Annotated in this window: 24 protein-coding genes; all 24 read right to left on the reverse strand. The window is 32.2% G+C overall.

Features of this window, described 5'->3' with window-relative positions; genetic code table 11:
- Positions 1-141 precede the first annotated feature (141 nt).
- A complete protein-coding gene (locus ABD011_RS09485) occupies positions 142-711 on the reverse strand; it encodes a hypothetical protein (protein WP_343797755.1) in 570 nt (189 codons plus the stop codon).
- A gap of 162 nt (positions 712-873) precedes the next feature.
- Positions 874-1,443, reverse strand: a complete 570-nt coding sequence (locus ABD011_RS09490) for a hypothetical protein (protein ID WP_343797757.1) — start codon at positions 1,441-1,443, stop codon at positions 874-876.
- Between the two features lie 159 nt (positions 1,444-1,602).
- A complete protein-coding gene (locus ABD011_RS09495) occupies positions 1,603-1,908 on the reverse strand; it encodes a hypothetical protein (protein ID WP_343797759.1) in 306 nt (101 codons plus the stop codon).
- Positions 1,909-2,202, reverse strand: coding sequence for a barstar family protein (locus tag ABD011_RS09500; protein WP_343797761.1), 294 nt, complete (start codon positions 2,200-2,202; stop codon positions 1,909-1,911). It abuts the gene before it with no gap.
- 151 nt (positions 2,203-2,353) lie between these two features.
- Positions 2,354-2,818 (reverse strand): hypothetical protein, encoded by a 465-nt coding sequence (locus ABD011_RS09505; protein WP_343797763.1) that lies wholly within the window; start codon positions 2,816-2,818, stop codon positions 2,354-2,356.
- A gap of 141 nt (positions 2,819-2,959) precedes the next feature.
- The gene (locus tag ABD011_RS09510) at positions 2,960-3,781 is read right to left on the reverse strand and encodes a leucine-rich repeat domain-containing protein (RefSeq protein ID WP_343797765.1); all 822 of its coding nucleotides are present in this window, start codon (positions 3,779-3,781) and stop codon (positions 2,960-2,962) included.
- A gap of 96 nt (positions 3,782-3,877) precedes the next feature.
- Positions 3,878-4,321, reverse strand: coding sequence for a hypothetical protein (locus ABD011_RS09515; protein WP_343797767.1), 444 nt, complete (start codon positions 4,319-4,321; stop codon positions 3,878-3,880).
- A 141-nt stretch (positions 4,322-4,462) separates the two neighbouring features.
- Positions 4,463-5,488, reverse strand: a complete 1,026-nt coding sequence (locus tag ABD011_RS09520) for a putative phage abortive infection protein (RefSeq protein WP_343797769.1) — start codon at positions 5,486-5,488, stop codon at positions 4,463-4,465.
- Between the two features lie 149 nt (positions 5,489-5,637).
- Positions 5,638-7,788: a KAP family P-loop NTPase fold protein gene (locus tag ABD011_RS09525; RefSeq protein WP_343797771.1), complete on the reverse strand. Its 2,151-nt coding sequence runs from the start codon at positions 7,786-7,788 to the stop codon at positions 5,638-5,640.
- A gap of 156 nt (positions 7,789-7,944) precedes the next feature.
- Positions 7,945-8,103, reverse strand: a complete 159-nt coding sequence (locus ABD011_RS09530) for a hypothetical protein (protein ID WP_343797773.1) — start codon at positions 8,101-8,103, stop codon at positions 7,945-7,947.
- 9 nt (positions 8,104-8,112) lie between these two features.
- Positions 8,113-8,505, reverse strand: a complete 393-nt coding sequence (locus tag ABD011_RS09535; protein WP_343797775.1) for a hypothetical protein — start codon at positions 8,503-8,505, stop codon at positions 8,113-8,115.
- Between the two features lie 226 nt (positions 8,506-8,731).
- Positions 8,732-9,274, reverse strand: coding sequence for a hypothetical protein (locus tag ABD011_RS09540; protein WP_343797777.1), 543 nt, complete (start codon positions 9,272-9,274; stop codon positions 8,732-8,734).
- Between the two features lie 97 nt (positions 9,275-9,371).
- Positions 9,372-9,887 (reverse strand): hypothetical protein, encoded by a 516-nt coding sequence (locus ABD011_RS09545; RefSeq protein ID WP_343797779.1) that lies wholly within the window; start codon positions 9,885-9,887, stop codon positions 9,372-9,374.
- A 179-nt stretch (positions 9,888-10,066) separates the two neighbouring features.
- Entirely contained in the window at positions 10,067-10,657 is a 591-nt protein-coding gene (locus ABD011_RS09550; protein ID WP_343797781.1) for a hypothetical protein, read from the reverse strand.
- Between the two features lie 247 nt (positions 10,658-10,904).
- Positions 10,905-11,993: a hypothetical protein gene (locus tag ABD011_RS09555; protein ID WP_343797783.1), complete on the reverse strand. Its 1,089-nt coding sequence runs from the start codon at positions 11,991-11,993 to the stop codon at positions 10,905-10,907.
- A gap of 145 nt (positions 11,994-12,138) precedes the next feature.
- Positions 12,139-13,473 carry an SIR2 family NAD-dependent protein deacylase gene (locus ABD011_RS09560; protein ID WP_343797785.1) on the reverse strand — a complete coding sequence of 445 codons (1,335 nt, stop codon included), beginning with the start codon at positions 13,471-13,473 and terminating at the stop codon, positions 12,139-12,141.
- 567 nt (positions 13,474-14,040) lie between these two features.
- Positions 14,041-14,613: a nucleoside monophosphate kinase gene (locus ABD011_RS09565; protein WP_343797787.1), complete on the reverse strand. Its 573-nt coding sequence runs from the start codon at positions 14,611-14,613 to the stop codon at positions 14,041-14,043.
- Between the two features lie 126 nt (positions 14,614-14,739).
- A complete protein-coding gene (locus tag ABD011_RS09570) occupies positions 14,740-15,501 on the reverse strand; it encodes an RDD family protein (RefSeq protein ID WP_103443152.1) in 762 nt (253 codons plus the stop codon).
- 130 nt (positions 15,502-15,631) lie between these two features.
- Positions 15,632-16,204, reverse strand: a complete 573-nt coding sequence (locus ABD011_RS09575) for a hypothetical protein (RefSeq protein WP_343797792.1) — start codon at positions 16,202-16,204, stop codon at positions 15,632-15,634.
- A 146-nt stretch (positions 16,205-16,350) separates the two neighbouring features.
- Positions 16,351-16,920, reverse strand: coding sequence for a hypothetical protein (locus ABD011_RS09580; RefSeq protein ID WP_343797794.1), 570 nt, complete (start codon positions 16,918-16,920; stop codon positions 16,351-16,353).
- A gap of 185 nt (positions 16,921-17,105) precedes the next feature.
- The gene (locus ABD011_RS09585; RefSeq protein WP_129761865.1) at positions 17,106-17,852 is read right to left on the reverse strand and encodes a YebC/PmpR family DNA-binding transcriptional regulator; all 747 of its coding nucleotides are present in this window, start codon (positions 17,850-17,852) and stop codon (positions 17,106-17,108) included.
- A 62-nt stretch (positions 17,853-17,914) separates the two neighbouring features.
- On the reverse strand, positions 17,915-18,205 hold the full coding sequence (locus ABD011_RS09590) for a 4a-hydroxytetrahydrobiopterin dehydratase (protein ID WP_134201305.1): 291 nt from the start codon (positions 18,203-18,205) through the stop codon (positions 17,915-17,917).
- 210 nt (positions 18,206-18,415) lie between these two features.
- Entirely contained in the window at positions 18,416-19,258 is an 843-nt protein-coding gene (locus tag ABD011_RS09595) for a sugar nucleotide-binding protein (RefSeq protein ID WP_343797798.1), read from the reverse strand.
- A 22-nt stretch (positions 19,259-19,280) separates the two neighbouring features.
- Positions 19,281-20,195, reverse strand: a complete 915-nt coding sequence (locus tag ABD011_RS09600) for a glutaminase (RefSeq protein ID WP_343797800.1) — start codon at positions 20,193-20,195, stop codon at positions 19,281-19,283.
- Position 20,196 lies beyond the last annotated feature (1 nt).

The following is a 20,196-nucleotide window of genomic DNA, read 5'->3' on the forward strand; positions in this document are numbered from 1 at the left end:
GTTGGGTAACGGTTTTGTCTATGGCTTGTTGCGGAATCACACGCAGTGTTATTCCGCAGTAACCGAAAGATAGCAAAATTGCAATGAATTCCGATTAGGAATTCAGTCGCAATGAGCTATACACGTTGTTGTAGGTAGTTTTTATTTCAGTTTAATTTTTAGTCTTTTTCCTATAGTGTCGTTTTTATAAAATCTAATAATTTCCGATTCCTTATTTTTAATTACTGCGAAATCAAAATATCTGTTAGAATGTTCTGGGACTATTTTGGTGTCAAAATAAACAGTATCATTCTCAATTCTGTATGTTCCTTTTGCACTTGTAATTCCGAAACAAATATTCAGTTCCTTGAACTCTTTATTTTTGAATAATTTTAAAGAAGTCGTACAGTTAGCAGCACCTTCTGCAAATGCTTCTAAATATATTTCTCTTGTTTCTTTCGGTTTGATAATGCCATTTGGGTTGAAAAACAGAATTGTCAAGAGTACAATATTAAAGAGATTTAAGAGTATTCTTTTTAGTCCAAACTTTTTTTTGAAAATGATTACTCCAATGTTTATTAATTGGATGATTCCAATTATCAAAAATGAAATCATAAAAAAAGCTCCAAAAACAAAAGCAAAGATTCCACTATTTTCCTCCCATAAATAACTAGTGTTTACAAGAATAAACACAATTAAAATTATAATGGAAAATACTATTTGTTTTCTCAAGTCACACAGTTTCTTAAATTACCTACAACGGTTTGGGCTATGATTTCGTTACGGAAAAATCCGCAGGATTCTTTCCGCCGTAGCCGAAAGATAGCAAAATTGCGTTGAATTCCGATTAGGAATTCAACCGCAATGAATTATAGCCATTGTTCTACGCAGTTTTTATTCCTCAATAAGCTCAATTCCGTAAATTCCATTTTTGTTTTCTGGATAGATTTTTCTCATAGTCAAATAATAATCTTCTAAAAATCGATTCAAGTCCACAAGTCCGTTTGTGAAAAACTGAATAGTATCTTTTTTATTTGCAACAATTAAAATTCCGCGTTCTTTTTCGTCCGATGTTTTGCGGTTAGAATTTCGCTCAATAAACTTTTCAAATTGCCAAATTGTATCGGTTTCTGAAATTTTTTTCTCGTAAACTAAATTCCAATTGGGATTTTGATTTTCATTAAAAGTCAATTCTTTAAATTCAGTCCGTACTTTTATTGAGTCAGATTTTTTTGTGATTTCAATTCTCTCAAAACCTTCGTAAGTGCAAACTGAATGGTCAAAGAAAACCTTTATGGTATCTAATTCAGTCATTTTTTTCTTAAAATCAGTTAAGTCAGTTTTTAAATTGAAATCAGATGTTTTTTGTTCTGTTTGAAAGTCATTTTTCGGATTTGCTCTTTTTCCCATTATTGAAACAGCAAAAAGTGAAATACCAACAAAACCGACAACTAATATTGTCACAATTATTAATGCTATGTCGAATACTTTTTTCAAATTGCGTAGAACGGTCTCGTATAACCGTCAGTTACGGGATAAAGTACGCAAATTTTTCGGTTTAGCACTAATAACGTTAGCAATTCCGAGTGGATTCGGACGTAGTCGAATCCGCCGTAATTGCGGTTATACATTGTTGGCAGTAGTTTTTATTTTTAATTCGTTCTTTTTTGTCAGTATTCCATAAATTCCATTTCCAATTATTCCACCAACTGATAATGATAAAATGAAATTCAAAATATTCGGTTCTGGATGTCCATTACTTGCTGGTCCAGCACTATAAAATAAATTCAAAAATGAATTCATTTCGTGAGTGTGATAGTAGCAAATGTCTGGAATTAGCAAATCATATAATAAGGTAAAACTTATCAGCATCATTCCAATTCCGCAAATCGAAATCAAAGTCCATTTTAAAGTTTTACTTTCCTTCATTTAGTAATCAGTTGCAATTATCAAATTCGGCTTTTCTCCGACTTTCAATTTCCTATAGTTCACGAAAGCTCCACATTCCAAAATTGCGTTAAATAATTCGGGTTCGTTTTCTTTCAGGTATTTTCCGTTGTCAATTTGTAAAATAGTTGGTTCGTCAGTCAGTTCGTCAACGCAGTCAATCCAAGCATTCATATTTTCTCCATAATAATCTGGAAAATTCATTTCTTTCTTAAATTCAGAGTGGAATGTCCTCCAATTTTTTAATCTTTTTCCTTTTATTCTGAATGTTTGCATTTCGGTTCTTAAATTACTGCCAACGGTTTTGTGTATGGCTCGTTGCGGGAAATCCGCGAGGATTTTCCGCCGTAAACCAAAGATAGCAAAATTGCAATGAATTCCGATTAGGAATTCAGCCGCATTGAGCTATACACGTTGTTGTAGCACGTTATTTATATTCATATTTATTCCGCCAAATTTCTTCTCCTTTCAAAAAGTCAAGAAGTATTTCAGTCATTTGGTCAACCGTTTCCAATGGCTTTACCAATAGAATGTGGTTATCGTCTGTCACAAGTCCAGAAGCTAATCCGTCATCTCCTAAACTTCCACCAACGTCCAAAGCTTTATATCCATCCGCATTTGTGTCTTCCAATTGCACGATGTGAAATTCATTCCAATTTATTGATTTCATCGTACTTTTTATTATTTCCGCTGTTGCTTTTTCAGTTATAATTTCTGTTTTTTCTCCGTAGTCGTAGGTAATAATGAGTTTTAAATCTCGTTTTTCTTGTCGGATTTCACGATTCCGCAATTCAGTTTTATCTTCCGCAATTCCGTGTGTGTTTGAATTCCAACTAATCAAAACAAATATTCCGATTAGTGCTAAAACTCCAAAGATTATGTAGGTATTCATTCTTTTCACGCGATTTTGGTTTAATGTGCTACAACTGTTTTGTGTATAATTTGTGTCGTGTTTTAGTAAGTAATTTAGCAAATAAAAACCGAATAGAAAATCCGCGAGGATTTTCAGAAATAGGCGAGAACAAGCAATTACTTATAGCCATTGTTGTGCGTAGTTGTTTTTTAGTTTTTCAAATTCCTTTTCGTATTTCTCTATTCGACTCTGGTCTTTTGACGACAAGAGAAATGGTTTTCTTTTTCCGATAATCATCCTGTCATAAACCAATTTTCCGTTTGAGTCTTTTATTTCAACTTCGTGATAAGGTCGAAACATTGAACATTCCGTTTCGGTCAATTTGACTGCAAGATTTGCATATTCTTTTGTCGGAAATTGATTGGAAAGTTCAAGTAATTTTAAATTTCTCAAATTTGCAATTGGTTCAAGAGATTCGTCTCCGACTTTTATGTTAGTCAGTCTCAAATATTCCAATTGAGGAAGTTTAGATAGCGGTTCTAAGCTGTCTACTTTTAATTTATTATTTATTCCACCATCTAATGACAAACTTTTGATTTTAGTCGCTTTCTCTAATGCTGACAAGTCCGAAATTTTAGAATAATCTCTAATCGCCAATTTTTTCAAGTTTGGATTAGATTCTATATTCCAAAGTTCAGTCGCTTTTGTATTCCATTCTGTTATTAGAGTTTCGCACTTATTCAAATTCTCTAAACAGCTTAAATCTTTTGCCAGAAATTGGTAAAGACTCACATATTTCGGTTGATGAAGCGAAAAAATTTGTTCAATGTCTTTTTCTTTAGCTCCAATTAACCAAAGTTTTTCAATATTCAGTTCGTTTAAGAGCTTTCTATTTTTTACGTCCGCACGAATATGCAATTCCGTTTTAGAATTGTCAAAATCCGCCAAATCAGAAGTGAATTCTGGTTTATTCTCAAATCTGTTTATTGAAATATCGTTCATTCTCTAATTACGCACAACGGTCTCGTATAATCATCAGTTACTAATATATGTTAATTTTCGGTTAAGAACTGGTGAAGCAAATGCGGTTATAGTTTTTTATTTCTTAAGTTTAATTGGTCTTCCCCAGATCGCTTTATATTCCGAACCAATTAACCATCTATTTTTATTTCCATTAATTATTGTGTCTTTTACAAAATATATTGGATTCATAGTTGTTTTTTCGGTTGGATTTTCGGTTAGCTCAATTTTTAACTTCTCTCCAACCTTAAATATCCTGTTATCGCAATAAGAAAGAACAGTTATGTTTTCAGGTACAAATTCCGATTCCGTTTTTCCAATCAGAAGTGCGTAAGGAAGCCCTTCAGTTCCACAATGAGCAGTATTCTGAAAAAAATCCACCAATTTCATGTTAAAACTTTGTTTGATATTTAAATATTCAAAACCTAATCCATCATCAGCAGAGTATTTAATTCCGCTTTGAGATTTGCATCCGATTATTAAAATCAGAACTAATGATGATATGATTTTTGATTTTCTCAAATATTTTACAACGGTTTTGTGTATGATTTCGTTGCGTGGTTTAGCACGTAATTTAGCAAGTACACACCAAACTGAAAATCCGCAAGGATTTTCAGAAGTAGGCGAGAACAAGCAATTACTTATAGCCATTGTTGTGCATAGTTATTTTAATAGTTCGTTTCTACTTTTTAGGTTAATACCATCAATACAATTATGGTCTTCTTCAAGTAAATCTTCGATAGTTAAGTTTTCCAATATATTATACTTGATAAGCAATTTTTGAAGTTTCGGAAATGACAAAGAATTATAAAATAATAAGAATAATTCAGGTGTTGTCATTTGTGCTTGTACAAAATCTGCATAAGATTGAAATTCTTTTTCTACCTCTTCTTTTTCTGGGCCAGTCTTATCAATTTTTCTTTCTTTTTCTTTTTCGTCTAGAAAGTTAATTATATGGTATAAATGTCTAAAATAATGACCCATTACAAAATGAAACCTATTGAAAAACACACCATAGGCTAATCTTGCAACTTCAATTGATTGCATATCTTTAGCCTTTTGCCAAGTTTCTTTTGAAATTCTGTAGTATTTCAGAGTGTAAGCTATTCTTCTCGATTCCGTAAGACTATGTGCTTCATATTCGTTGGTTGGTGATTCATAATATTCAGAGTATTCGCCCCATTCAGAATATTCGTTATAAGAATCAGATTTCAAGGCTTTAATAACCCTTTTTAATTCAGTCCTAGATTTATTAAAAAAGACTCTACCTTTAAAATCTGTATTTCTTAAACTGTCATACGACTTTAGATTCCAGATAGTAACATTGATTTCTTCCGCAAGTTGCCTTTGGGTTTTTAAAAGATTAAAGAATGTTGTCTGAAAATTTTGGTCCTTAAATTCTTCTCTGGTTTCAATCAGTTCGTTGCGTTGCAGAGATAATTCCTTTTGCTGAAAATAAATTGAAATTATTATTCCAGTTAAAGCTAAACCTGAAAATAACGAGTTTATAAAACCAAATTTATCTCCGAAAGCACCTCTATTACCAAATAAGGATGTGTTGTCTTCGGATGTTGGGAATATCACATAATCAATCAATAACCAACTTGCAATCCATAAAACCAATACGGTTATAATTGCTCCATAAATGATGATTTTTCTATAATCTTTATCTTCTTTCGGTTTCTTCATTTTAATTATGCACAACGGTCTCGTGTATGAGTAGTAGCGGATTTCTACTCACAAACCTTTCGGTTTTGCACTGACCTTTGTTTTACTTCTAAACTCTCGTTTTATCACTTAAACCGCTATTACTTATACACATTGTTGTGGGCAGTTTTTTACCATCTTCCCATCTCTTCAAGTGTTTCAATGTCATAATATTTTTTTTCTACAAATCCGTCATTGTGTGCCTTTTCAAATAGAGCAATTACTTTTCTCTCATTTTCGTCAAATTCATCCAAGTTAAGATTATCCAATCTGCTTTTTATGTTTTCCTTAGTTAGACCAGGATGAAGCTGGTATTCAGTGAGTTGATAACCAACTCTACTTCCAGAAGTCATCCAACTACGTTTTATTGATAGCCATAAATATTTAATCAGTTCAATATCTTTTTCAATTAGTTTAGGAAAATTTTCTTCATAATGGTCTTTGTAGTTTTTATATACAACATCTAAGATTAACCCTATTTCATCTTCAGCTAAAAACTCACTATCACTTAATAACTGATTAAAAAGTTCTTTTGCTATTGAGTTTCTATCAGATAAAATTTTTGCTACGAACTCTTGGTCAATTTCTTTTTCAGATTTAAAAAGATAGTACCATTCTTTATTTGAATATAATTCTCCTTTTTCTAATTGTTCGTGCGCATATAATATTCTATCGCATAAAAAGAAAGTAGAAAAATACCTGTTAGATTTAATATACTCTAAGATTAAGTTTTTCCTTTCCTCAAGGTCGCTTATGCTTTTTAGCATATCGGAAACATAGTGTAAAACAGTAATCAAATCAGAACCTATTCCCCAAAACATACCGCTTTTGTATTGTAAGTTTTTAGAGTAGGTTAAAATTGAAAGGATAATATTTTTGTGTTTTTTCTCGTCTGAACCTTTGCTTTTTATCTCAATCCAATTTAAGAACTGAAATATTTGTTTTTTATCATTAACGTCTTTTAGAGTTTGTTCGTTTTCCTCTATTGAGTTCTTATTTATAAAACTCTCAAAAACATCTTCTTGAATATCAAAATGTGATAATTGAAGATTAAAATATCTATTAAAGTAATTTGTATCAGCAACTCTTTTTCCACGAATTAAGTCCTTAGGTGATTCAGCATTAAAACTGTAAGCAGTATCAATTATGAATAACCTTTTTAATATTCTTTTAATTATTTCGTCAAAATCTGTGTTATCAATGAAAGTTTCAGTTGATTTTTCGTTGTCGGTATGAAGTCTAAATGTATTTATGTTGTTGTTGCTTTTGTATACAAGACTTTCTTTATTGTCGATTACAAAGTGATATGCTTTTTGGTCAAATACTCTTAAAGATTCGATTAAAAGAAAATCTAAAATATTTAATTCATTAAAGATTGAAGGTAACCGAAGTTTTATGCTATTGTTATACCTGTAAATATCCCTTAGTGAAGTAAAAAATTCTACAAAAGGTTCATCTTTGATAGAATCATTTAAATCTTTTATTCTGTTAGTTATTTCCTCAACATTGAAAAGTTGATTTAAGTTGTCTATGAATAGTCTTGCTATATCTTCTTTGGAAATAGCTGGTAACGTATAGTCAACTTGTACGATTTTTTCGATGTATTTTTTCCCGTTTCTTCCAAATTGATTTTCCAATGCAGTTTCTACTACATCTTGGTCATAGGCTAAAATGAAAATTGTATTGGCAAAATTTCCGTTTAATTTAATCAATTGGAAAATATCTGTTATTTCGGTTGGTGTTAATCGGTCAATGTCATCAATTGTTATGTACAATTTTACTTTTGATTCAATTAGGATATCGTCTATTTCCTTTTTTAATTCAACAAGTTCTTTTTCCTTTCCTGCTTTTTTAAAGAGATTTTTTAATGTTTTTAGAGTTTCGCCAGCACCTGAATGCAAGTAATTTACCCAATTCAAGTATTCTAAAAATTCTGCAATTTTCTTGGACGCGTTTTTTAGTTTTTCAGAGTTGTTTTTTAGTTTTAAAATTAATTCTCTCAAAAAAACTGTTTGTAATTCTTTTTGTCCTGAGAACATCCAAGGATTAAATCTTAAAACAATAATCTCTTGGTTATTACTTTTCGTAAGTTGTTCGACTTCGTTAATTATAAAATTCAACAGAGTAGACTTTCCAGAGCCCCAAGTTCCATTAATTCCAAGTACGATGCTTTCATTGTTATCTTTAAATGAATTAACTAAACCAGATGCAATTTCATAAGCGAAAGGATGTCTTCCTAACTTATCTGTTGAACTTTCTTTTAATGGTAAATCTGTATGCATTCTTTGGTTAGGTTAAATTGCCCACAACGGTCTCGGCTATGAGTAGTTGCGTGGGTTTGCACGAAACTTTGCAAGTACACTCCAAACTGAAAATCCGCGAGGATTTTCAGAAGTAGGCGAGAACAAGCAATTACTTATAGCCATTGTTGTAAACAGTTATTTTTTATTTTCATTTATTGAATATTCCGTGTATTTGTCATAAGCCATTAAGTCAAAAACTTTAGATTGACCTGTTTTTAACCATCTTTTGTAAATCAGCTTTCCATTCATATACACGTAAAGTTCGTTGTCCTTTGTCTTTTGAGTAAATATCATAAATTCAATTTAACATCCGCAATACATTTCTATTTGTGTGTTTTTTTCGGTTTCCTTTATTTCAAAATAGCAACCAGCTCCATTGTCAGTTGGTCCAAATTTTGTTTTATCCAAATTCCATCCGTGTTCAATGTCCATTGGTGAACTTTTAAAAATCAGTTCAACCCATTGGATTAAACTTTGCTTTTCGGTTTTCGGTAAAATCAGTTTTGTTGTTATTCCTTCAGCTTCTCGACATTGTTCTTCAGAGTAAACAATTCCGTGTTCAAATTTTTGTTTAAATGCACAAATACTGAAATCTGGATAGTTATATTTTTTAACTTCTAGTTTTTCTGATTCCGCTTTGTAATTCCGATTTAGATACAAGTAAGTCACATCTTGAGTGTAGTTCGTTTTTTTCAATTCCGCATTTAGTTCCGTAACATTTGGTTTTTTCAGCTTGAAAGTTTGTGCGATTCCAAAAATTGGAAAAATCAGTAATAATATGATTACGTATCTCGATTTCATAATTGTTTACAACGGTCTTGTGTATGGTTAGTTGTGTGGTTAAGCAACTAAGTTAACAAACAAATCACAGATAGAAAATTCCAGCGGAATTTTCGTAAGTCAGCAGTGACCTAGCAATTAATTATACACGTTGTTGTGTACAGTGTTTTTTATTCATAATTATGGTTTTCCATAAAATAGTGATTCCGACAAATAATATAATCAAGCCACCTATTAGAAAAGCCATTCCATATCCTTCGGCAAATAATCCGCAAAAATAATTCAGGTATCTGTTAATAATTCCAGATGAGTAAATTCCAGTTGCAGAAATTCCGAATGTCAGAATTAAAACTAATATTGAGTTTATAATTCCGAATTTATACTTCCAGTTTATTAGTCCAACTACCATAATTCCAATTATCAAACAGATTAAAGTCCAATATATTTCGTTTACTAAAAATTGCGGTCCTGTTAAATCAGTCAAAGATTCAAATTTTTCCCAATCCTCATTCAGTAAAGCATCGAATAGTTTTCCATTATATGCCACATATAGTCGTTTCATTCCGCTTATGATAAAAATCAGAGCGAAACATTCTAATAAAATCAGTTTAAAGTTGAATTTCTTTATCATTTTCGGCATTGTACACAACGGTTTGTGTATGGTTTGTTGCGTTGGTCTGGTCACTAATTTAGCAAATAAAACTTGGCGATAGTTCAGGGCGAGGATTTTTCGCGAGGAAAATCAGAAGCAATGAACTATACACGTTGTTGTACAACGGTTTTTATGCGCTTCCATTGACATTGAAATCCGAATAAGAGTTTTTGGTTAAGTTAATTTTTAGATTAAAAAAGCAATTTCCACCGTCATAGACCTTAACTATTTCATTTTTCCAATCCGTATGTTCAATTGTGCAAAATAAGTTAACCCAAACTTCTTTTTCTCCATTTTCTTTAATTACTGGAACATATTGTCTTTTATAATCCGTTAAGGTGATTTCCAGTTTTGGCTCCGATTTGCTAAAATCTTTATCTGGATAAGTTTTCTCAAACCATTCTTTTCTTTCTTTGATATTTTTTGCTTGTCCTAAATTATATTCCGCTACCGCTTTTTCTAATAACTCCTCTATTTTTGAAATTTCCGATTCAGTCAGTTCTGTTGGTTGAGCATTTTTATAAATCCAGTTCCACTCCGAACGGTATTTAAGAACGACATAGTCCGATTCCTTTTTTTGGTTTTTGTTTTGACAACTAAAAGCCAAAAATAAACTGATAAATATGTAAAGAATTTTCTGGTTCATTTAACTGTTGTACAACGGTCTCGTATAACCGTCAGTTACGGGATTAAAGATAATGTTTTTCGGTTAAGCACTGACGTTAGCAATTCCGAGTGGATTGCTTCGCCAGTTCGCACTTTGTGCTCGTGTCGGACGTAGTCGAATCCGCCGTAATTGTGGTTATACATTGTTGTAGCCAGTTTTTATTTATATTCAAGCGTTTTATATTTTCTGTTTATTCCGTATTTCTTTTTCGCAAAGTCTTTGTCCAATTCCACAAATCTATTGGTATCCATATTTGGAATTTTTCCAAGTATTCGGTCAGCACTTTTTTGACCTTTTATTTTGTAGGCTTTATTCTCGTATACGATATAAAATCCTTTAGGTTTTTTGGATGAATTTTTCAGATAGTCAGTTGAATAATATTTTTCTTTATTCATTAAACTGGTCAAACTGTCATTAGTTATCAGATAAAGATTGGAAAAGTCAGGATTGTTTTCGGTCAAATTTTTTCCATAAATATCTTGAGATTCCAAAATCAGCGTGTCGTTGGATTTTCTGTATTTAATTGTAGTTGACGCTCCTAAATGTCCGTAAATTTTTGAGTAATTCAGAGTTGAGTCGGAAATCAATATAATCGATTTATTTGGCTCTGAAGCAAACATTCTCATTTTTCCATCTGTTTCAGTGTATTCTATATTTTTGCTTAATGAGTAAACTTTAATTTTATAAGAGTTACACGAGATTAGAAATCCGATTAGAGTTATAAGAGGAAATATTAGTTTGTAATTCATTTGTTTTGGTTTGATTCCTCAAACTTAATTCAGCTTTTTAGTTACTCAAAGTCAAATTGAGTAAACTATAATTTTGATAGAGTAAATGCGTTTTTCTTAAATTGGCTACAACGGTCTCGTATAACCGTCAGTTACGGGATTAAAGTTAATGTTTTTCGGTTAAGCACTGACGTTAGCAATTCCGAGTGGATTCGGACGTAGTCGAACCCGCCGTAATTGCGGTTATACATTGTTGCCAGTAGTACTTTCATTCTCTATTCATCTGATGAAATGAGCTTATCTCTGCAATAGCTTGAAAAACATTGTCTTGGTCAGACCTTTTATTCCAACCTTTTTGTGATAATTCAGCTCTAACTTCGCTTTCAGTTTTTTGCATATCAAAAAGATAAATCGTGTATTCAAGTACTTTTTCTGGGATTTTCTCAATAATATAATTGGCTGTAATTCCAGCAATTTTTCCAATCGCTAAAAAGTAAGGAAAAACCATTTGAAAAATCCAACTCAAAGTAAGACCAATCCAACCTGTATTTAAATCTTTTATAGATAAGCCTTGCTCAAATCGCATTTTCATAAATTGAAAAAAGCCTAGTTCAAAAATATTATTTTCTGATATTATCAATTGATATTGTGTAAATTGACTTGTAATAAACATTACAATCATCATTCCTCCAACGATAAATTGAATTGGTCGAAATTCGATAAAATTGGATTTTTTTAAAACTTGACCAAAGAAATATCCGATTCCAATTCCAATACCGAGTTCATATACTCCAATAAAATAAGTGAAATTAACGGTTAAAAAGGCAATTAATAGTCCAAATAAAATTGCAATAGTTAGTGCACCAATTATTGTAAGAGTTAAATTTGGTTCTCCGAATTCTTTAGGTTTTGGCAATTCGGTTGGTACTTCATAATCAGCCCAATTATTTTGCTTTTCAAATTCAGTTTCTAGTTCGGTAAGTTTTCCGCTCTCTTTGTATTCAGCTGCTAGCTTTTGAAAAATAGCAATGAATAATCCAGTTCTTTTTGAGTTTTTTCCAAAATCTGTAAAATTTCCCTCAATTGTTTTACTGTTAACTTCTATTCGTCCAGAAGGTTTTTTAGTAACAGTTATTTTTTCAGTAAGTTTATTCCAATCTCCTTTTCTTTTTGCTTCTACAGAATTTTTATCTGTAAAAACAACTGGCCATTCGAGTTTTTCGAAAACCTCAATAGTTAGAGGAATTATTTGACTTTCTTTAATATCTGTTTTGAATGATTCAGAAAATTCAGGTTTGTATTTAAAACTGTATTTTCTTTTAATTGATGATTGAAGGTTTTCTAATTCTATGTTCATTTTGGTATTACTGGCAACGGTCTCGGGTATGAAACGTAGGGCATTTCGGGGCTGCGTACTTGACCACAGAGACAAAGGTTTTTAAGAACCCGAACCTGCGGAAACCACTGTCCGCCCTATGTTTTATACCCATTGTTGGCAGTAGTTATTTTATTCTTATTTGAGATTTTATAATATTGCTTAAACTTCGTTTATCAACGGGCTCTTTCAAAAAAGTCATTCTTCTTCTTAAGAATACAGGTGCATCAAAACTACCGATACCTATTGGCACTATTTTCATTTGTTTATCTATCTCTCTAAGTGTGATAATATCAAATAAATATTCTACCTCCTTGATTTTTAGAACCTCTTCGTCAAAGAAAATAATTACATTTTTAGCTCGTTTAAGTAAATCATTAATAAGTTCATCCTCCTTTAATGATTCTAATCCGTAAAACCACATCCAACCTGAATATTCACCAATGTTTGAAATAACATCACCTACTAGGTCATTATATTTCTCTTGGAATGTTTTACTTGAAATTATTAAAAACTCTGTCGTATCATAACCTCTATCTTTCTTGGTTGGAAGATTATTATTTGTCTTTTTATCTTTGTTAACAGAAGTTTTGTTTGAAATAATATCATCTAAGGATTCAAAAAAAGCATCAACCTGAGAGTGAGTTTTATCAGGTTCATATTCGATAACTTCAAGCCTTTTATCAAGTAGTAATCGTCTTTTTTCAGTCAAATTGTATTTTGAATTAGGCAGTAATATGTAGTGTTTGTTTAGAGTTCTAGAGTATATGGTAGATAGTCTATTGATTACGAAATCGAAATCTACATCTTCACCACTAAAGCCAACAAATAGTACAGTATGAGTTGTAAAAAGAGTTTCTAAAAAGTGAATATATTCTGGTGTGCGGAAAAGTATTTGATTATAGCTTCTACTTCCAAGTATTATAGACTCAGGTCTATCAACATCACCGTGAATTTTAAAAATAAAAAATTCTTCACTACGTAAAGGTGAAGAAATTGTATTCAAATCTTCTTGAGTAAATTTAATTGGAACTTGACCACTATGAGTTAATGCATATGCACCTTCAAGAAGATTGTCGTAGTTTGTGGTCAATAATGCTCTAAATGGTATTTTGAAAATATTTTTGTGAGTTTCAGACGGTTTGACATCTAAATCTCTAAAAACAGAATTCAAGAATTCTGAAAATTCACCAAGAGTAACACATTCTTGCAGTTCTTGAGCAGCTAGAAGATAATTCCCTTTTTTAATTATTTCTTCAATTTCATCTGGGCCATTCCAAAACATGGCATTCTTTGATTTAGCCCATTCAAGCAATTCAGAAAGAAATGCACCCCAAAGAGGTAGTTGTTTCCTGTTTGTTCTTTTTATTTTAGCAGATAAACCTGCTCCAACGAATAGTATGCATTTTCCATTTTTGATTGAGTCAATTAATTCGGGTGGTATAGTTCCTTTATAGTTCATTTTAATCTAATTACTGCCAACGGCTTTCGTATAAACATAGTTGCGGTTTGCAGCTCGAGGATTTTCCGTAGGAAAATCAGAAGTAGCTGAAAGCAAATATCTTGGTTTAAGCACTAAAGTAGCAATTATTTTTATACAGTGTTAGCTACTGCGCTTTTTTAAAGGTTTGATTGATAAATTTTTATTGCGCAAACTTTGTAAATTAATTTTTAGAGTTCTGCTTGCGTTATTGTTTTTTTAGCGTTGCTGAAGATCAGTCATACGCAATAGTTTCGCTCTGCTTTGGTCGGATTTTGCGTTTCTATTTGTCCGATTTTTGGTGTTTTTTTTACGCTTTGCTATGGTCAGTTTTTGCGTTTTTCTTTTAGTTTTTTTATACGCAAACAGGCTAACTTTTATAGGTTTTCTGGTGTTTTTCTCCGCGTCTGAGTGGGCGTTGTAGCTAACGGTCTCGTATAACCGTCAGTTACGGGATTAAAGTTAATAATTTTCGGTTAAGCACTGACGTTAGCAATTCCGAGTGGATTCGGACGCAGTCGAATCCGCCGTAATTGCGGTTATACATTGTTAGACACAGTCTTTTATTTTTCTTGATATATATTCCGAATTTAAATTCTCGATATAATCCATTTCTATTATTTTCCACTTAAACTCGTCAGATATATTTCGAATTTCAGCGATTTGTTCACGTCTTCGAGTAAATTCAGTTTTCCATTTTTCAATTACTTCATCTCCATATTTGTCTAACCATTGTTTTTCTATTGGGTTTTTAAAATGGTCATTCATAAATTCTTTTGGTTCACGTTGTTTAAAATACCAGATATTCTCCAATTCAATATTTTCATCAGCAAGCACTTTTTTTAATCCGTCAAATTGTTCAATCGTTCTTGGATATTCTATAACCAATACATTATTATCGGTTTCTTTTAAGTTTTTTGTAATAAATTTTCCAATTATTTCAGTTGTCAGCATTTCTCCGCTCTCCAATATTTTCCTCATTTCTTTCCCCAAACTGTCATTATTCCTTAATTGCTCTTTTAATAAATTACTTAAATTAAAAATCGAAGAATCTAATTCAGACGATAATGCACTTCCAATTTTGCTTTGTGAAAGTCGCCAGTCGAGGAATAGAATGTTCAATTTTCGCATTTTTTTTCAGATTGCGCCTAACGGTTTTGGGTATGGCTCGTTGCGGGAAATCCGCGAGGATTTTCGGAAGTAGGCGAAAACAAGCAATTACTTATAGCCATTGTTAGCACCAGTATTTTATTTATTCAGTTCTATTAGTTTCCATTCTCCATTCGGTTCTTTTGTTAGGTAAACTCCAACATTTAAATCCTTTTCATTTCCGATAACTTTTATGCTCAATTGAGCTTCTCCATATCCATTTGAAATATTGACACTACCAGTAGGCATCATTCCATAATCTTTTATTCCGCCAATTTCTGATATGATTTCCTCATTTTGTTCAATTTCTGAAATAGCAACTTTGTATGCATCTGAATTTTTCATTGCTGAACCAGCAAATAAGAATGTAAATGCAAAAAAGGCAATTCCAATTCCAACTAATGCCAAAACTCTCGGAAGTTTTTCCGGTTTATTTGGATTCTTAACTACAATTGCTTTTATAGTTTTATCTCCAAGTCTTTTTTTCTCTTGACTTGACGCAAGAACTATAAATTCTATTGGCCAAATTATTAAAAATAGATTTCGGACAAATAATTTTCCAAAAGAAGGAACTTCACTCGGTTTATTTTCATCTCTTACCATTATTCCCATAACCCACTTTCCTGGACTAATTCCTTTTATTGAATCTTTCGCAAAGTATATTAAAAATCCAATCAACATTGTCGGTAACATTTTGCTTGTCAGATTACTGAAATTATTTTCGTCCATAAAATCTGTCCCAAGTGACAAGAATACAATTCCTACTATCAGAAAGGAAAATGTAAAATGGTCAATTAAAAATGCTGCTATTCGTCTTTTTCTACTTGATAACAGATAATCTTTTTCTAAATTTTCGTTCATTTGGTAGATTGTTCGTTTATATTGGTGCTAACGGTCTCGGGTATGAAACGTAGGGCATTTAGAGCTGCGTACTTGTCCACCGAGACAAAGCTTGCTAAAAACCCGAAACTTGTGGAAATCACTGTCCGCCCTATGTTTTATACCCATTGTTGGCGGTAGTTATTTTTTTTATTATTTCGTTCAGTTCAATTGTCTTTTGTTCTTCCGCTCTCCTGTCAAATATCACTTCAGTTCCAAAGTAAAGTTCACTCTCGTGGTAGTAAAACAGTCCCCACTCAAGTGAACTGTCGAAAATTACAATGTCGTCAGCGAAAAATATTCCTTCCCAATATTTCATTACCATTTTCCAAGTTAACATTACTGATTGTCCACTTCTGTCACGATCAATGAAAACGTACTTTGAAAACGGAATACCTTTATTGTACATCCATTTTTTTATTTCACTGTCACAATTTTCAATCACTCTGAACTCGTCAATCGATTTGAAATATTTTTTGAACGGTTCATAAGGAAGTCCTTGTGTCATTTTTGAACTGTCCAAGAACTCGTTAATTAGTTCTGTCCCGTTTTCATTCAGGAAGTGAATTTGGTCCTTATGTTCAGTCGGAATTTTTTCAGCTTCTTCAGGCGACCATAGAAATGACCAAACATCAGGAAATTCTTCAGTCCAATATTGGGTCATATGTTTTTCGAAGTCGTTCATTTTTAATTACCGCCAACGGTTTTGTGTATGGCTCGTTGCGGGAAATCCGCGAGGATTTTCCGCCGTAAAACGAAGATAGCAAATTGCAATGAATTCCGATTAGGAATTCAGCCGCAATAAGCTATACACGGTGTTCTACGCAGTTTTTATTCCTCAACAAGTTCATATCCATAAATTCCGTTTTTGTTTTCTGGGTATATTTTTCTCATAGTCAGATAGTAATCTTCCAAAAATCGATTCAAGTCCACAAGTCCATTGGTAAAAAACTGAATTGAGTCTTTTTTGTTTTGAACAATTAAAATTCCACGTGTTTTGTCGTCCGACGTTTTGCGTTGAGCATTTCGTTCAATAAACTTATCAAATTGCCAAACCGTGTCCTTTTCCGATATTTTTTTCTCGTAAACTAAATTCCAATCTGGATTTTTATTTTCGTTAAAAGTCAGTTCTTTGAATTCAGTCCGAACTTTTATTGAGTCAGAATGTTTGGTGATTTCAATTCTCTCATAACCTTCGTATGTGCAAACGGAATGGTCGAAGAAAATTTTTAAAGTGTCTAATTCAGTCATCTTTTTCTTAAAATCGGTTAAGTCCGTATTTAAATCAAAATCAGATGTTTTCTGTTCAGTTTGAAAGTCATTTTTGGGATTTGCTCTTTTTCCCATTATTGAAACTCCAAAAAGTGAAATTCCAACAAAGCCGACAACTAATATTGTCACAATAATTAATGCTATGTCGAATGTTTTTTTCAAATTGCGTAGAACGGTCTCGTATAACCGTCAGTTACGGATTTAAAGTTAATGATTTTTAGAGAGTTGTAGCGTTTGGTGAATAAAAAAGTTCCGATAAGCTATCTGTAATAGTCTCACCGGAACTTTTTAAATAATTATTAATAAGTTTTTATTTACTCAGCAGTTTCTTCCATAGTGTGATATACGTTTTGTACATCGTCATCTTCTTCAAGCTTTTCTAATAGTTTTTCTACATCTTCAGCTTGTTCTGCAGTAATTGCTTTGGTAACTTGTGGTATACGCTCAAATCCTGAAGATAAAATTTCAATGTTATTGGTTTCTAAATAAGCTTGTATTTTTCCAAAACTTTCAAATGGTGCATAAATCATTACACTGGTTTGCTCGTTTCCATCAGCATCTTGGTCAGTGTCTTCAAATACTTCTTCTACACCAAAATCAATGAGCTCCAATTCTAGTTCTTCAAGATCTATTCCGTCACTTTTTACTTTAAAGTTACAGGTATGGTCAAACATAAACACTACCGAACCTGATGTGCCTAAACTACCATCGCATTTATTAAAATAGCTTCTTACGTTTGCTACTGTTCGTGTATTATTATCAGTTGCAGTTTCAACCAAAATAGCAATACCATGTGGTGCATAGCCTTCAAATAATACTTCTTTATAATCGCCTTGGTTTTTATCGGACGCACGTTTTATGGCACGTTCAATATTGTCTTTAGGCATGTTTACCGATTTGGCATTTTGTATTACTGCTCTTAACCTGGAGTTACTGTCTGGATCAGGACCACCTTCTTTAACAGCCATTACAATATCTTTTCCAATACGTGTAAAGGCTTTACTCATTGCAGACCAACGTTTCATTTTTCGCGCTTTACGAAATTCAAAAGCTCTTCCCATAAATTGTTACTTAATTTAAAATTTTGACCAAATGTAATAAAAATGTAGCGTTGTAAAAACAACTATTCTTGAACTTCTACAATTGCTTCAATAGCTTCGGCTAGTTTAAAATCTTTTTCGGTAACACCATTGGCACTATGTGTTGAAAGCGAAATGGTAAGTATGTTGTAGACATTGGTCCAGTTTGGATGATGATTTTGCGCTTCGCATTCAAAAGCTATTCGGCTCATGGCACTAAAGCAGTCTTTAAAATTATCGAATTCAAACTCTACATGAATAGCGTTTTCGTAATATTCCCAGTCAGGGAAACGCAATAGTTTTTTTTCTATAGCATCTTGGGTAAGGAGTGTCATAAAAGTTAAATAATTTGGTTACCCTTAAAGGTAATAAATTATTGGTTAATTAACGTGAATAATATGAGTCACTTCGAGTAAAATTCTGCAAGAATTTTGTATCGAGAAGTGTGTTTTTGATAGAAATTTTCTTGTTTTCGATACAAATTCCACTCATTTTAATAGTGAAATTCACTCTAATTGACGAAAATTTCTTATCCGTTATTCACGTTAACTATTGTGTTGTTTTTCCAACTCTTGCAAAACTTGCGTACTTGATATTTGTAAGTGTTTTGGTAGTAGGTTGTATTTAGGTAATACCGCTAAGTATCTATCTTCGTTAGTGGTAAAAACATGTTTGAAATTAACACGCTTTTGGGTGTGAAGTTTTACAATGTCTTTTATGAATTCATCATGATGAACCAAATCAGTACTTCCTAAATGAAAGATGCCATATTTATTACGGTTAATGATATAATGTACTTGTTGGGTAATTTTACTGTCAGTAGTCACGTTCATGATAACATTAGGAAAAATTTCTACTGAAGTCCCTTCTAAAATATGCTGTTGAATTTCCTTTATTCTAGGACATTGTACGCCTAATACTATTGGAAGTCTTAAGATTACTACTTGCTGCTTTGGAAGACGCAAAAGCATGTTTTCAACTTTAATTTTAAAGTGTCCGTAAATACTGTTACTAAAGGTTTTATCGAGCTCGTAACTTGGAAATTTGCTATAAGCATCAAATGCGTTTGCTGAAGAAATGAATATGATTTTACAGTTTTTGTTAGTTTGAAGATACTCAGAAATGTGCTTGTGCGCTGTTACTTGCGCATGAAAATCGCCTCTAAGTGCTGAAACAATAATGGTAGGTTTTACAGCTTCAATAATTTCAACAACATCGTCTTCTTCAACATCATACTGAAAAAAATGTTGGTTCTTTTCAAACTCACGTTTAGCAGTTCGGTAGGTGCCAAATGTTCTAAAATATGCACATAGCTCTTTGTAAATGGCGTTACCTAAAAAACCACTTGCACCAAGAATTAAAACAGTATGTTTGTTTTCGTTTTTCATTTATACTTATAAACTAAACGTTTTAAAATATAGATTGGTTAGCGAGTGTAGTAAATTGCTCTAAGGCTTTCATGCCAAGTTTAGAGTTTCCGCGTTCATTTAATCCAGGAGACCAAACTGAAATTACAAACTCATTAGGAAGTAAGGCTACAATACCTCCACCAACGCCACTTTTTCCTGGTAAGCCAACCTCAAAAGCAAACTCTCCAGCTTCATCATAAAAACCACAGGTGAGCATTATAGCATTAATACGTTTGGCTTGACTTTTAGTAAGTCGTGCTTTATTAGCAAGACATTTTCCTTTATTAGCAAACAAATGAAAAGCCTTTGAGAGTTGTGTACAAGACATTTGTAATGCACATTGATGAAAGTAAAAGTCTAAAACCACCTCAACATCATTATTTAAGTTGTTGAATGATTTTAATAGGTTAGCTGCAGCATAGTTGTTAAAACCTGTTTCTTTTTCAGATTGAGCTACCTTGTAATTGTAATCAATAGTGTTGTCTCCAGTAATATCTCGTATGTAATTTAAAAAATCAGATTTTGGATTTTCTAAATTAGACACGAGAATATCAGCAATTACAATGGCTCCAGAATTAATAAAAGGATTTCTTGGAATACCTTCTTCTAACTCTAAAAGCGAAAGATGATTAAATGGGTTTCCTGAGGGTTCAACATCTAGTCGTTTCCATAAGTCTGTACCAATAATTGACATTGCATACGCCAAGGATAATACCTTAGAGATACTTTGAATTGAAAAGGACTTGTGCGCATCTCCAACCGCAAACTGCTCACCAGAGACTAATTGTAAATGAATACCAAAACTATTCAAATCTACAGTTGCCAATTCAGGAATATAACTTGCAATTTTGCCTTTGTTTTTATCCTTGGTAACTTTTTGACTTATTTGATTTAAAATGTTTTGGTAATCTATCATA

It is taken from the genome of Gaetbulibacter jejuensis, from assembly GCF_039524015.1.
Classification (GTDB): Bacteria; Bacteroidota; Bacteroidia; order Flavobacteriales; family Flavobacteriaceae; genus Gaetbulibacter_B; species Gaetbulibacter_B jejuensis.